Consider the following 14,754-nt stretch of genomic DNA (forward strand, 5'->3'; position numbering starts at 1 on the left):
TCCTCAGCTCGCCTGTGCCGCAGCGTGGACATCAATTATCTTCAGAAAGCGCAGGCGGCCGTCGTGCGGCGGCCGGCCGTAGATCTCCATATCTTCCAGCAGGGCAAACTGCGGCTGATAGCCGTGGCCGATATAGAGGCGCACCGCCTCCGGCTGACGAAAGCCGGTGGTCAGCCAGACACGCTGATAGCCGGCGCGCAGCGCACGACGCTCCAGCTCCTGCAGGATCAGTAGTGCCAGGCCCTGACGGCGCAGATCGGAGCGCGTCCAGATGCGTTTCAGTTCCGCCGTCTGTGCGTCATAGCGCTTGTAGGCGCCCATGGCGATAATTTCGCCATCCCGCTCCAGTACAATAAACAGGCCTCCCTGCGCAGGCAGAAACCACTCATCCTGCTCCACCTCATTCTGGCTGCTGAAATAGTCGCCATAGCGGGCAGCATATTCACCAAACAGGCCGGTAATAATCGGCTGCAGCTCTGCCGCTGCGGGTGAAACATCACGAAAAAAATGCATATTGCCCCCTTAGTCGCCCAGGCCCGGTGGATTGATTTCCGAGCGGTCGAGCCGCTCAATGCCTTCGCCCCAGCGATTCAGCACCTTGTCGTAGTCGCCGTTTTGTATCACGCCGTTAAGCGCCGTATTGACTGGCTGCACCAGCCCGCCATCTTTTTTCACCGTCACTGCAATGTGCGCCGCTTTAGGCCAGCCGCCGTCCACGCTGCCCACCAGCCTGGTCTGCCCGTTGAGCGCCGCTTTCCAGGCGCCGATGACGTTGGGGCCAAAGTAAGCATCCGCACGTCCGGCCTGCAGTGAAAGCGTCTGCGCTGCGTCATCTTTGGTATAAACCGGGATAAACGGCTTCAGGCCCTTTGCGCGGTTTTCCTGATCCCACGCCAGTAAGATCGCTTCCTGATTGGTCCCGGAGCCAACAATAATGCGCAGGCCGGCAATATCTTCTGCTTTGCTGAGCGAAACGATTGGGCTGCTCTTTTTCACATAAAAGCCCAGTGAGTCTTTGCGGTAGGTGGCAAAATCAAAACGCTCTTTACGCGCTTTTGTGACGGTTACGTTGGTGATCGCCGCGTCATATTTGCCGGACGCCACGCCGAGCGGCCAGTCTTCCCAGGAGGTTGGCACGACGTTGAGCTTCAGGCCGAGGCTGTCCGCCACCAGACGCGCCATATCCACTTCGCTGCCAAGCAGCGTTTTGTTGTCGTCGCTGAACACCGTAAGCGGAGGGGAATTAAGGGCGGCCACCGCCACGGTAAACGCGCCAGGTACAGCAAACCGGTGTCCGGCCGGGATCTGCGCGATAGCCGCTGCATTTTTTGCAGTGTTAATGGGCGTCTTATTCGCCTCCACGCTGACCTGCTGCCCGTTAACGGCGACGTTTTCCGCCCCGGCAGCGCTGCTTAGCCCCAGTAACAGCAGCGCTATCAATGATTTTTTCTGCATAGCATTCATCCTGATCGTTATTATGATGTGAACTGATTTTCGGGGGTCTGCAGACCCAGACTGGCGCGCAGCGTGGTGCCCGGATAGTCGCGCCGGCTTAGTCCGCGCGCCTGCAACAGCGGGATAACCCGATCGACAAAGCGTTCAAACGTGTCGGGCGTTCCGCCCTGGATAATGAAACCGTCAGCAGCTTTCTGTTCAAACCAGTGCTGCAGGCCATCGGCGACCTGTTCTGGCGTGCCGTGAAACAGCGGCCGCGGCGTGGCCGCTTCCAGCGCGGCCTGGCGCAGCGTCTGACCGCGCACGCGGGCGTTGCGTTTTATTTCATCGGTAGTGCTGCGGAAGCTGTTCTGACCGATATCACCCAGTTCTGGGAAAGGTTCATCCAGCGGGTAGCGTGAGAAATCATGGTGGTCAAAGAACCGCCCCAGATAATTAAGCGCATCCGGCACTGAGACCAGCTGCGCGGTAGCCTGATACTGCTGCTCAACATCTGCGGCATCGTCACCGACGATCACGCTGACGCCCTGAAAGATATGGAGGTCATCCGCGGCGCGTCCGTTTTCGGCCAGCTGCTGTTTAACATCGCGCCAGAACGCCTGCGCCTCTTCCAGGGTCGCATGGTGGGTAAAAATTGCATCCGCATGGCGCGCGGCCAGCCGCCGTCCGTCTCCGGAGGCGCCCGCCTGGAAAATGATCGGTCGCCCCTGCGGCGTACGCTCAATATTCAGCGGCCCCTGCACCTGAAAGAAATCGCCGCGGTGATCGGGCGTATGCAGCTTGGCCGGATCGAAAAACTGACCGCTGCGCTTGTCGCGTACAAAGGCGCCCTCTTCCCAGGAATCCCACAGGCCTTTCACCACCTGCAAATACTCATCCGCAATCCGGTAACGCAGCGCGTGTTCCGGATGCTGCTGACGCGAGAAATTTTTTGCCGATCCTTCCAGCGGCGAGGTCACAACGTTCCAGCCGGCACGGCCGCCGCTGAGATGGTCGAGGCTGGCGAACTGCCGGGCGATGGTAAAAGGATCGCTATAAGAGGTTGAGACGGTGCCAACCAGGCCAAGATGCTCTGTGACCGCCGCCAGCGCTGAGAGCAGCGTCAGCGGTTCAAAGCGATTGAGGAAGTGCGGAATCGATTTTTCATTGATATAGAGACCGTCAGCGACAAACAGAAAATCGAGTTTGCCCGCTTCCGCCTTGCGCGCAATTTTTCTGGCGTAGTCAAAACTGATGCTGGCGTCAGCCTGCGCAGCCGGATGCCGCCAGGCGGACATATTGCCTGACGCGCCGTGTAATATCGTACCGAGACGTAATTCTCTTTTACTCATTATAAACTCCTGACAAAGCAGAGCCGTCGGCAGCGCAGAGGTTGCCGGGCGAAAAAGGTAAACGTTGTTATGCAGGCAGAATCAGATCGGTGCCGGGCAACATCGCTCGCAGCGATGCCAGAATGAGCAGCAGATAAGAAAAGCGGAGCGGATCATTACGCTATCCTCAGGCCGCAACCAGTCGCGCGGTGGCCAGCAGCTCCAGGGATTTAAACCGGGCGGCTTCGTCAGCGAGTGGCGTATCGATAATAAATTCGTCAATGCCGTAGCGATGATGCATCGACTCCAGCTGAGCATGCACCTGTGCAGCCGTGCCCTTTAGCAGTGACGGCGTGCGCGGCTCTATGACGTAATCCGCGTATCCCCCCTGGCGTACGTAACGTTCAGCCTGTTCCAGACTGGCAACGTTAACCGCCGGGCCATTTTTCACGCTGACGTGATAAAGACGCAGCGCATCGGTAAGCAGTTCAGCCTCTGCCGGCGAATCCGCCACAACCACCTGAACCGCTACCAGCGCACGGCCGCCGCGGCTGCGGGCATGATAGTGCTGCAGAACGCGCGCCATCAGCTGCGGATCGCCGTTATGGTGTGCAGCGAACACCAGCTGCCAGCCCAGCTCTGCGGCCAGCCCGGCGCTTGCTTCGCTGGCACCCAGCAGAAACCGGCTGGCGGGATGCGGTGGCTGTGGCGTGGCGCGCAGCGTCTCTTCGTCAGCGGAGGGAGATGCGTTCAGCCAGCTATCGAGAAGCGCCAGCTGTTCAGCAAAACTGCCTTTTTCAGCCAGGTTAACCCCGAGCTGAAGCGCCCGCGTTGAAAGCGGCAAACCGCCGGGCGCTTTACCGACGCCGAGATCGATGCGATCCGGTGCCAGCGATGACAGCAGATTAAAGTTCTCTGCAACTTTATAGGGACTGTAGTGCTGCAGCATGACGCCGCCAGAGCCGACGCGTATGGTGCGCGTCTGCGCGGCGATCCAGGCGATAAGCAATTCAGGTGACGGACTGGCCAGCTGCTCGCTGTTATGATGTTCTGCGACCCAGAAGCGCTTATAGCCCCAGCTCTCAGCCCGCTGCGCCAGTTTTAGCGAGCGCGCCAGCGCCTGTGTCGCATTTTCTCCTGCCGCAACCGGCGACTTATCGAGCACGCTTAATTGGTAAGACATACGCCCTGTCCTTGTCCTGATGAATATGGCGTTTAGTTTGCAGGCTATGATTCCGTTACGTAAAACATCATATTGTTAGTTCTATTGCTGTTTTGCGCATATCACCCGGCTGGGCGGAACAGAAATAAAAAAACTCCTGCAGCAGCTGCAGGAGTCAGATTAAAAAAAGAATAGCTGTCGGATAAAGATTAAGAGCGTTTGAGTGCGCCTGCTTCACTGCGATCAAATGAACCATGCGTATCTTTTGCGCCATAAATGGCAGAGAGCGCGCGGTTAAATTTATCCGGATCGTGGTGCTGACGGATCCTGTTTACGGCTGCCGCTGAATAATCAGCGACGCGCATCCGGTCTTCAAGTATCGCCTTAATATGTGCCTTGAGCTGCGACACAATTAATATGCGCAGCGCCATTTTCTCCGCCAGCGTATCCACATTCAGTTCAAACATATCGTTGAGCGGACAGTTGATCAGCCAGCCGCTCTGAGCCGGATTAATTTCCGGCAGCGCCCGGACGTTAGTGGTAATCACCGGACAGCCGCACGCCTGCATTTCCAGCACGGAGAAGCCATAGGTATCCTGCCAGGTCGGCAGCAATCCGACATGCGTTTCACGCAGCAGCTGCATCACCTCATCATTGGACAATGCAGTATGATGGGTGAATACGGAGCGCTCAGCTATCAGGGTTTCAATTTGATGATGGAAAGCGGCATCGTCCTGCCACTCACGATGCGCAATATTATGCTGCTTTTTAATGTCGCCGATCAGGTTAACGCCGATCTGGTCAGCTGATATCACACCCTCGTCCATCAGTTCGGAGAAAGCCATTACCACTTCGGCTCCGCCTTTGCGGTAGAACTCATTACCGACAAAGGTGAAGATCATTTTATCGGCCGCTGGCGTGCGTCCGCCCTCATAGAGCACCGGCTGCGGCGGATGCAGCACGTGCAATTTGTCGCTAACCGCTTCCCGCTCAATGGGAAAAGCGTCCAGCAGTTTCAGCTCAATTTTTCGCGTTGCCTCTGAGATGGCGATAATGCCGGCACATTCCGGTGCTGCAACATAGTACATCAGCTTTTTTAACAGCGGATTAGCTGTTTTGGCGACGCCCGGTACCGGCAATACCCGCGGTAGCTCGGTTTCAAAGGTTGACACCCAGCGCTCGCGGCTGGTTGCCACTTCATTAAAGAGATGAACTACCTTTTTTTCGCTACCGGCTGACCATAGCGGCGCGGAAAATATAAACAGCTTATTGCGTTTCAGAATTTTCCCACGAAACGCATTAATATACGTCCAGATATTTCTGGAGTGAAAATCGATATACGTTTTCTTAACATCAGTAACAATATTTCTTTTTTCGGGATATCCCTTGCCGCTAATGATGATTTTCATTTTATACTCCGGCCATAAACTTTAAGCACTACAAACCCGGCATTCAAAAAGTTAAAAATTGCAGATCGCCCGACGAGTATAATGCTTTATTAGCCTTCATATTGGTTATTCGGATTATTCCCCGAAAATCATTTCAGCATGTTATTTTATATTAATTATTTTTACGGCAGATATTAAAATAACCGCACTAACTTATAGCCTGCTAATTAAAAATTCCCTGTCTGAATGCATAGCGGACATTATCAATCAATTGAAATTAACGACTATTAAATCGTCTTTTGATTAACGTTGATAACATTAGCCAGCCTGGCATTATCTGATACCAGACAGAGATGCAATCCTTAATAACGGGCCGGAGAGTGTAAATATGGTGGATATTATTCTTAATTATCATGCCATTAAACGAAGGCGCACCCTGCAGACCTGGTTCATAACCGGACGCCTATACATGCGACCGCCTGTGATGTACGCAAAAGAGGCGCATCAATGCATAACCGCGTTAAACAGTAAGGTGCGTTACTTTGTCCGGAGATTAAAAAATCTATTCAGCCTGAATGCGCTTTAGCCTAAGAGGAGAGCAGAGTGCGATGGGTATAAACCATTAGCCGCCTGAGGAGAAGAGGCGCGTTCAGAACGCGCCTGCCGGGATCAGAAGCGGTAACTCGCCGTTACCGAGTAACTGCGCGGTTCGCCATACACGATGCCGCTGCTGCCCACATTCTCGTCATACTCTTTATCAAACAGGTTTTTCAGGTTGGCCTGCAGGGAGAGATTTTTTGTCACGTCGTAGCGGGCAAACAGGTCCACCAGCGCATAACTTCCCTGACGCACACGCCAGGTTCCGTTACCTTCAGGTCCGCCGATATCTTTCCAGGTCTTTGACTGCCAGTTAACGCCGCCGCCCAGCGTCAGTTTATCGAACTGAGGCAGGCGATAGTGCGTAAAGAGATTGAAAGAGGTACGGGGCAGCTGGGAGTTATAGGCCTCACCCTTGCTGTCTTTTGCTATGTAGGTCGTACCGCCAAACGTCATCTGCCAGTTATCCGTCAGCGCACCGTTGATCTCAAATTCAACGCCGCGGCTGACAACGCCATCGGTGGTTTCATAAATAGCGCTTCCGCTCTCGCTGAAACGTCCGGTATCAACCGGCGCATTATCCAGCTCGGTTCGGAACAGAGAGATCGTGGTGGTCAGACGGCTATCAAACCAGTCCGATTTAACCCCGGTCTCATAGTTTTTACCGACAACTGGCGTCAGGAAACTGCCGCTGGCATCCAGATTATCCTGCGGCTGAAAGACCGAGGTATAGCTGGCAAACGCTGACCAGGCGTCATTGATGTCCCAGATAAGACCGCCATACGGCGTGGTATTGTTCTCTTCCAGTTCAGAGGTAATGCCCTGACGGTTCCAGTTGGTATATCGCGCCCCGACAATCAGATGCAGCGGATCGGCGAGCGTCAGGCGCGTAGCCATATAGACTGATTTCTGCCGCACCAGCTGGCTGTCCGTGGCAGGTTCGCGCGGCGACCAGTCAGGCTCCGGATAGTTGCCGTTGAAGTCGTTAAAGTTACCCAGTTCAGCAGAGGAGATGTTGGTCCAGGCGCTGTAATATTTATTATCCTGACGACTGTAGTTAACCCCCAGCATGAGCTGATGCTGACGTCCCAGCAGCTCATAAGGGCCGCTGGCAAAGGCATCTACTGCATCCACTTTTCGCTTGCCGGTGTTATAACCGGTTCCGCCGATGACCGGATAATTCGCGTAGGCAGAGCTGCCTGCACCGGTCACCTTATTGAAATAGCCGTCGAGATAGATTTGTTTACTGTCCAGCAGCATTTCGTTATGCGTGCCGTTGAGCGTAATGTTCCAGCCGTTATCAAAATTCTGCTGCAGATTGACGAAAACTTTGCGGTTCTCTTTATTGTTGTAAGCCCACTCCGGTTGAGTGTTATAGCCGCGACGCAGATGCGTCTGGCTGCCATCGGTATACCAGCGCGGCGCCCCACCCCACATCGGCGAATCGGTATCAACCTGCGTAAATTCGTAGCCCGCGGAAAGCGTGGTGCTCTCAGTCAGATCGGCGTTTATCACGCCATAAATGAATTTTTTCTCAAAACCGTAGCGCTCAATAAAGCTGTTTTTATCTTCATAACCTGCCACTACGCGCCCGCGCACGTTACCCTCAGGGGTGAGCGGCGCAGAGAGATCGGCAACATAGCGCTGTTTATTCCAGCTGCCGTAGCTCGCTTCCAGCGATCCGGTGGGGGTTTTACTGTCAGCGTGCTTACGTACCATATTAATCGACGCAGAAGGATTACCTGGCCCGGTGAGTAACCCGGTCGCGCCGCGCACCACCTCGACCCGCTCATAAAGCGCCATGTCGGTCTGGGCATCACCCAGGTTCCAGCGCGATGCAAACGCGGTCGGGATCCCGTCTACCATATAGTTGTCAATGAGAAAGCCGCGCGAGTAGTAACTGGTACGATCCATATCCGCCGAAACACCCCTGATACCGGTAGTGTCGGACAGAACATCATTCAGCGACTGCAGCTGCTGATCGGCCATACGCTGTTTACTGATAAGCGATACCGACTGAGGAATGTCGCGCGCCGTCAGCGCCATTTTTGTGCCTGCGCGCGTTACCGGTATGCTGTAATCCCGATCGTTCTGATTTTCCACGTCAGACGCGCTGGTTTCCACCATCAGGGTCTGTTCCGCCGCCTGTGCAACACCGGCTGCAATCAGCATCGCCAGCAATGACATTTTCAGCGCAGGTTGTGCCGTTGCAGCCGCAGCCCGGACGCGCATCGGTTTAGAAGACATAGCCATCCTTAATTCTCATTTTAGTTTATCTGTCAGCGCACCCTGCCGGTCACCTGGAGCAGGCATAGCTAAGAAAGCAAATGAGAAATATACTCATTTAGATTACTATTGCAAGAAATTGTTACTGCTTCTGACACCCTGTAATCCGATAAAAAACCATAATTTTCATTGATTAATACGGATTTAAGCTTTTTTAGCTTAACAAACTGCATGACTATCCGTTCGGTTCGTTACAAAACGCGACAGAAAGTCACCGCCTGCTGCCGGCCGCCATAGCGTTGCGCCGGGCGCCGGCATGGGCAGGCCGCCCAGGAAGGTATAACAGCGGAAAGATCGATCTGCCGGTAGCGTGACCACTTTATAAATTCTGGTGTCCGTTAAATATTCAGTTTGCGGCTAATAAATTTCTGATGCAGGTGATAACTCCATGAGCCTGATAATTACGCGACACAGCGGATTTAACGCCCTGAAGCATATTTTAATTTGAGAAAAAATATCGTAGAATGCGCGCTTTCAAATTTTCACATCAGTAATAAGGGTTATATTCATGAGCGATGCACTAAAGGCATTGAATAATCTTCGTACACTGCGTGCTCAGACGCGTGATATTGAAGTAGCGGTATTAAATGAGATGCTGGAAAAGCTCGCTGTGGTCGTTGCAGAACGCCGTGAAGAAGCTGAAGCAGATAATGCTGCTCAGCGCGAAAAAGCAGAAAAACTGGCGTTATACAAAGAGATGCTGATGAATGATGGCATCGATATTAGTGAACTTGCGCAATTAAACCAGGCAGAAACTAAACCTAAAGCTAAACGCGCGCCGCGTCCGGCCAAGTACAAATATACCGATGAAGAAGGTAATGAAAAGCAGTGGACCGGTCAGGGTCGCACGCCTTCTCCGATTAAGAGCGCTATTGATGCCGGCGCATCGCTGGACGATTTTTTAATCTGATTAGCTGACACGCATATTTCCCAGCCTCACTTTCCCGGGGCTGGTTTCGCCACTCCTCCTACCCTTCTTTATAACCCTGAACCGATAAGCCGCTGCTGTTATTCACTTATTGCAATATCATTGCGGGTATTGAGATATATCGCTCCCTCATTCTGCTGTTACCTTCCCCGGATAACGTGCTGCACGCCGCGCAGCGTAATCGTGAGAAAGGAACAAACTATGTCGCCGTCAGAATTAACGCAGTTAACAGAACAGCTGGTCGCTTTCCGGCAGGAGCTGCACCGTTTCCCGGAGCTGTCAAACCAGGAATTTGCCACCACACAACGCATTCGTGAGCAGCTGGAGGCGCACAATATCCGTATTCTCCCCCTGGCGCTGACAACCGGACTGGTCGCTGAAGTGGGTCCCGCAACCGGTCCGCTGGTGGTGCTGCGGGGCGATATTGATGCCTTGCCGATTGAAGAGCACTCCGGAGTAGAGTTTACTTCAGCGCATCCCGGAGTCATGCACGCCTGCGGTCACGATTTTCACAGTGCGGCCATACTGGGCGCAGCCATTCTGCTGAAATCCCGCGAAACACAGCTGGCTGGCCAGGTGCGCTTTATTTTTCAGGCAGCAGAGGAGACCGGTGAAGGCGCACCCGCGGTGCTTGCCAGCGGTGCTTTGCAGGATGCGTTTGCCATATTTGGTCTCCATAACGATCCCTCTCTGCCGGCAGGTGTGGCGGGCAGCCGGGCGGGCGCCCTGACCGCCGCCGTTGACCGCTTTGCGCTACAGATCACCGGCACCGGCAGCCATGCCGCACACCCGAATCAGGGTAACGACCCTATTGTGATTGCCGCGCACATTGTCTCTGCAGTCCAGACGCTGATCAGCCGTAACCTCCCTTCAGCAGAGAATGCTGTGTTCTCGATTACCCAGCTTCACAGCGGCAGCACGTGGAATGTCATTCCGGAAAGCGCCTGGCTGGAAGGCACCGTGCGCACCTTTTCCGCCGCAGCGCGCGAACGTATTGAACAGCGATTTCGTGAACTGGTAAAAGGTATCAGCGCAGCGTTTGCGGCTGAAATAGCAATCACCTGGCAGGCCGGGCCACCCGCAGTGATAAATGATGCGCACTGGACAGCGTTTGCCCTGCAGCAGGCAGCGCTTAACGGGCTGGACGCACGTGAAATTGCTGCCACCCCGATTGGCGAAGATTTTGCTTACTATCAGCAGCACATACCCGGCGCATTTATCATGATTGGCACCGGTGAAGCCTGGCCTCTGCATCACCCTGCGTTTCGCATTAACGATGATGTGCTGTTGCCTGCTGCACACTACCTTGCAGCGCTGGCCGAAGCAGCTTTTGCTCAGCGGCCGGTTTAATACGTAACGCAATTTTTTCTCTGCAGCCTAATCAGAGCCGCAAAAATTAAACCTAAAAGTGCTGCAAATAAAAAACGTCAGGCGCAATTATTATGCCATTCAACATGTTGAACATAGCGGCAGCTTTTTTTTGGATTAAAAAACGTGAAGCGCAAATCAAAAATCGCTGCGAATAAATTATCCTTCGCTGAAATAGTAATTTTTCCATTTTTCTACTGTAGCCATTGAAAAATAGCGTTATTCGCCGAAAAAAGAGAGGATCAGCAGTCAATAAAGCAAAGCATTGGCTGCCGCTTTGCTTTTTTTTCAGCAACTTCACAGGGTTGCTGAAACCCGGCGCCTGACTATAATTTCCTCAAACAACCTTTATAAATTTTTACCGCTGCCCTGACGTTGTCGTGTAACCCGCTGGCAGCCTTTTTATTTATCCAGTCACAGCCCTGATAAATTTCAACTAAAGCTGGTCCTGTAATTTACTTTACAGGGCTGCTGTTTTGTCCTGTTTTCCAGGAGAATTAAATGTTGCCATTTTCCAGCTTCTGGCAGGCCGGTTTTGAGGGTGCCGATCATATTAATCCCGCCGGGATTGCACTTGATATGAATGTAATCAATGCACACGACGTGCATATTGCAACGGATTATGCCGCGCTCGCTGCATTTAATATTCGGTCAGTGCGTGAAAGCGTGGGCTGGCGGCTGGCTGAAGCCGATCCACAGCGTACCTTTGCCCGGCTGACCCGCTGCATGCAGTCGGCCAGCGAGCAGGGTATTCAGGTGAACTGGACGCTGAGCCACTATGGCTGGCCGGACGATCTCACCCTGTTCTCGCCTGAATTTGTGCCGCGTTTTGCGCGGTTCTGCCATCAGGTTGCGACCTGTCTGGCCGGATTTTACCGTGACCTGCCCCCGGTTTACTCACCGGTTAACGAGCTCTCTTTTTTCGCCTGGGGTATTTCAGTAGGACTCTTTGGTAACAACGCCGATAGCGATCCCGATGCCATTAAGCGGCAGCTGGTACGCGCTGCCCTGGCGGGCTGTGATGCCATTCTGGCCGTCGATCCGCGCGCACGTTTTCTGCACTGCGATCCCATTATTCATGTGGTGCCGGAGGATGAAAGCGAGCACGCACAACAGCACGCCGCCGCTCTGACGGCCGCGCAGTATCAGGCGTGGGATATGCTGGCAGGGCTGCGTGAACCGGAGCTGGGCGGGTCGCCGCGCTATCTGGATCTGATCGGAGCCAACTATTATCACGGTAACCAGTGGCTGGCGCAGACCGGCCAGCGGCTGGAGTGGCATCTGGATGATGCCCGGCGCATTCCGTTATCCGACATGCTTGCCCGTCTCTCGGCGCGCTATCAGCGCCCCCTGCTGCTGGCAGAAACCAGCCACGTCGGCAGCGGCCGCGCGGCTTGGATAACCCATATTACCGACCAGGTCGCGCAGGCGCAGCTGGCAGGCTGCGATATTCGCGGCATTTGCCTCTACCCGATTATCGATCGGCCTCTCTGGGAAGATATTACGCACTGGCCGCATAGCGGTCTGTGGGATAGCGATTCGCAAAACGTTCGCCTGCTTAACCACGCTTATGCTGCCGCGCTGCGGCAATCACAACGCGCACTCGCGCGTTTTCAGGGGTTTCTCACACCGGCCGCTGGGCCAAAGGAGTTCGTCATGAATCAATCTGTACTGGTGGTATTTAGTCATCTGCGCTGGGGATTTGTGTTTCAGCGGCCGCAGCATGTGCTCTCACGCCTTGCACAGCACCACCGGATTATTTTTATTGAAGAGCCGGTTTATCAGGCGGGTGAAGCGGGATTGCGCACCTCGCAGCCGGCGGCCAATGTCACCGTGGTCGAGCCGCATACGCCGATACACGCCCCCGGTTTTCATGACGACCAGATTGCGCTACTGCAGCCGCTGCTCAGCAACCTGCTGGAGCCTGGCACTGAACCGCTGGTCTGGTTCTACACCCCAATGGCGCTGCCGCTGCTTAGCGCGTTTAACAGCCGCGGGATCATTTATGACTGTATGGATGAACTCTCCGCGTTTGACCAGGCGCCGCGTCAGCTGCAGCAGCGCGAATCGGCTCTTCTGAGCCGCGCTGACCTGGTCTTTACCGGCGGACGCAGCCTGTATGAAGCGAAAAAAGATCGTCACTCGCGCGTTCACTGTTTTCCCAGCAGCGTGGATGCCGGGCACTTTGCACAGGCGCTCGACCGCAGCAACGGCCATCCGCTGCAGCAGTTTCTGCCTAAACCGCGCCTCGGCTACTACGGTGTGATTGATGAGCGCATGGATCTGCCGCTGGTCACCGCGCTGGCTGACGCGCACCCTGACTGGCAGATCATCATGGTGGGACCGGTGGTCAAGATCGATCCTGCGACGCTGCCGCAGCGTAAAAACCTGCACTGGTTCGGACAGCAGCCTTATGCCGCCCTGCCGCAGTTTCTGGCGGGCTGGGATGTCTGCCTGATGCCGTTTGCGCTCAATGCCTCCACGCGCTTTATCAGCCCGACAAAGGTTCTGGAGTACATGGCCGCGCAGCTGCCGATTGTCAGCACAGCGATCGCTGACGTAGCGCGCCAGTATGCTGACGTCGTGACAATAGCCGATTCGCAGGAAGCCTTTATTCAGGGCTGCGAACACGCTCTGCGCCAGACAGCTGAACGGCGTCATATGCAGGCTGAAGCGATGGCTGCCGTAGTCGCCGCGACGTCCTGGGATAATACGGTGGCGCAGATGCAGCAGCACCTCAGCGCCATTAAACGTCAGCCCGCCCGGCCTGCGACGCAGGCCGCTGCACCCGCTGAACGCACGCAGCCGGTCACGCTGCATCCGGTTGAATGTCTTATCCTCGGCGCAGGGCCTACCGGCCTGAGTGCCGGTTATCATTACGGTAAAGGGGCCGTCGTACTGGAGAAAAATGAGTCGCCAGGCGGCTGGTGCCGGTCAATCGAAGATAAGGGTTTTACCTTCGACTATGCCGGTCACATCATGTTCTCCAACGATCCCTACGTGCTGGAGCTCTACGATCTGCTGCTGGGTGAGAATCAGCACTGGCAGATGCGCGAAGCCTGGGTCTATAGCCACGATGTCTATACGCGCTACCCGTTCCAGTCAGCGCTGCACGGCCTGCCGGCGGAGGTGATTAGTGAATGTGTGCTGGGCGCGATTGAAGCGCGCTACGGCGCGGCAGAAAACGATACCGCCATACTGCCTGGCGCAGACGCATCGCGCGACTGCTGCGCCGACGGCGTGGTAGCGGATGAGAGCTGCATCACTGAACAGCGCGACAGTGAAGATTTTGAACATTTTATCTATCGCGTCTGGGGCAAAGGCATCGCCCGTCATTTTGCCGTTCCCTATAACCGTAAACTGTGGAAAACGCCGCTGGCCAGCATGGAGACCTCGTGGCTGGGCGGTCGCGTACCCCTGCCGGATCTGGCGCAGATCGTCAGCGGTGCGCTTGCGCCGCTGGAGAAACCGGTCGGGCCCAACGCGCGCTTCGGCTATCCGCTGCGCGGCGGCTTTCAGGCGCTGATGAACGGTTTCCTGCCTCACCTTAGCTGTACGCTTGAGACCGGAACGGCGGTAGCCGAGATTCAGCCGCAGTCGCGCAGCGTCACGCTCAGCGACGGCAGGCATCTGCAGTATGACCAGCTCATCAGCACGCTGCCCTTACCGGAACTGGTGCGCCTGATGGGCGCCCGCGCGCCGCAGGCGGTACAGCAGGCGGCTTCTCAGCTGCGTCATACCTCTGTGTGCTGCGTTAATCTTGGTATCGGACGTCCGGCGATCAGTGAAAAGCACTGGATTTACTATCCGGGAGACACGCTGTTCCATCGCATCTTTCTGCAGGGTAATGCCAGCCCGCACTGTAATCCTCCGGGCGGATTCGGTCTGACCTGTGAAATCACCTGGCGTGACGATCAACCGCTGCCCTGTGAGGGTGAAGCGCTGATCCAGCGCTGTATCGATGACTGTATCCGGGTAGGCATTATCAATGAGGATGATGAGATCCTCACCAGCAGTATCGTAAACATGCCGTACGCCTATGTCGTTTACGATCATGCGCGCAGTGCCAACGTGGCGCTGATCCGTAGCTGGCTGGCCACGCAAAGTATCCATCTGGCCGGGCGCTACAGCGAATGGGAGTATTACAATTCGGATCACGCTTTTCTGGCGGGCAAGCGGGTAGCAGAGAGCGTGAAAGATCTGCTCAGCAATCGCAAAACTATCGCCTGAGGCGGGGCGTGCCGGGCCGCATGGCCCGGC

General features: G+C 55.1%; 7 protein-coding genes and 1 pseudogene. 3 read left to right on the forward strand and 5 right to left on the reverse strand.

The window, feature by feature from the left end; genetic code table 11:
- Positions 1-3: 3 nt before the first annotated feature.
- The 5 genes and pseudogenes from B4M48_RS04420 to fhuE form a co-directional block, all read right to left on the reverse strand.
- The gene (locus B4M48_RS04420; RefSeq protein ID WP_040113453.1) at positions 4-513 is read right to left on the reverse strand and encodes a GNAT family N-acetyltransferase; all 510 of its coding nucleotides are present in this window, start codon (positions 511-513) and stop codon (positions 4-6) included.
- 9 nt (positions 514-522) lie between these two features.
- Positions 523-2,786 (reverse strand): annotated as a pseudogene (locus B4M48_RS04425) (NtaA/DmoA family FMN-dependent monooxygenase).
- Between the two features lie 166 nt (positions 2,787-2,952).
- Positions 2,953-3,948: an MsnO8 family LLM class oxidoreductase gene (locus tag B4M48_RS04430; RefSeq protein WP_040113450.1), complete on the reverse strand. Its 996-nt coding sequence runs from the start codon at positions 3,946-3,948 to the stop codon at positions 2,953-2,955.
- A gap of 188 nt (positions 3,949-4,136) precedes the next feature.
- Positions 4,137-5,336: a glycosyltransferase gene (locus B4M48_RS04435; RefSeq protein ID WP_071668306.1), complete on the reverse strand. Its 1,200-nt coding sequence runs from the start codon at positions 5,334-5,336 to the stop codon at positions 4,137-4,139.
- A 648-nt stretch (positions 5,337-5,984) separates the two neighbouring features.
- Positions 5,985-8,159 carry a ferric-rhodotorulic acid/ferric-coprogen receptor FhuE gene (fhuE, locus tag B4M48_RS04440; RefSeq protein ID WP_288656076.1) on the reverse strand — a complete coding sequence of 725 codons (2,175 nt, stop codon included), beginning with the start codon at positions 8,157-8,159 and terminating at the stop codon, positions 5,985-5,987.
- Between the two features lie 547 nt (positions 8,160-8,706).
- Between fhuE and B4M48_RS04445 the strand changes: the two genes are divergently transcribed.
- The 3 genes from B4M48_RS04445 to B4M48_RS04455 all read left to right on the forward strand — a co-directional run bounded on the left by B4M48_RS04445 (position 8,707) and on the right by B4M48_RS04455 (position 14,724).
- Entirely contained in the window at positions 8,707-9,108 is a 402-nt protein-coding gene (locus tag B4M48_RS04445; protein WP_071668305.1) for an H-NS family nucleoid-associated regulatory protein, read from the forward strand.
- A 219-nt stretch (positions 9,109-9,327) separates the two neighbouring features.
- Positions 9,328-10,476 carry an amidohydrolase gene (locus B4M48_RS04450; protein WP_145339766.1) on the forward strand — a complete coding sequence of 383 codons (1,149 nt, stop codon included), beginning with the start codon at positions 9,328-9,330 and terminating at the stop codon, positions 10,474-10,476.
- 519 nt (positions 10,477-10,995) lie between these two features.
- Positions 10,996-14,724 carry an FAD-dependent oxidoreductase gene (locus B4M48_RS04455; protein WP_288656078.1) on the forward strand — a complete coding sequence of 1,243 codons (3,729 nt, stop codon included), beginning with the start codon at positions 10,996-10,998 and terminating at the stop codon, positions 14,722-14,724.
- Positions 14,725-14,754: the final 30 nt, after the last annotated feature.

Origin of the sequence: Pantoea sp. UBA6567 (assembly GCF_002434165.1) — a bacterium.
Classification (GTDB): Bacteria; Pseudomonadota; Gammaproteobacteria; order Enterobacterales; family Enterobacteriaceae; genus Pantoea; species Pantoea eucrina.

What these genes read in the sequence shown, in the direction of transcription:
- fhuE (WP_288656076.1), bottom strand. Translation starts at nt 8,159, where the DNA reads ATGTCTTCTAAACCGATGCGCGTCCGGGCTGCGGCTGCAACGGCACAA.
- B4M48_RS04450 (WP_145339766.1), top strand. Translation starts at nt 9,328, where the DNA reads ATGTCGCCGTCAGAATTAACGCAGTTAACAGAACAGCTGGTCGCTTTC.
- B4M48_RS04420 (WP_040113453.1), bottom strand. Translation starts at nt 513, where the DNA reads ATGCATTTTTTTCGTGATGTTTCACCCGCAGCGGCAGAGCTGCAGCCG.
- B4M48_RS04445 (WP_071668305.1), top strand. Translation starts at nt 8,707, where the DNA reads ATGAGCGATGCACTAAAGGCATTGAATAATCTTCGTACACTGCGTGCT.
- B4M48_RS04455 (WP_288656078.1), top strand. Translation starts at nt 10,996, where the DNA reads ATGTTGCCATTTTCCAGCTTCTGGCAGGCCGGTTTTGAGGGTGCCGAT.
- B4M48_RS04430 (WP_040113450.1), bottom strand. Translation starts at nt 3,948, where the DNA reads ATGTCTTACCAATTAAGCGTGCTCGATAAGTCGCCGGTTGCGGCAGGA.
- B4M48_RS04435 (WP_071668306.1), bottom strand. Translation starts at nt 5,336, where the DNA reads ATGAAAATCATCATTAGCGGCAAGGGATATCCCGAAAAAAGAAATATT.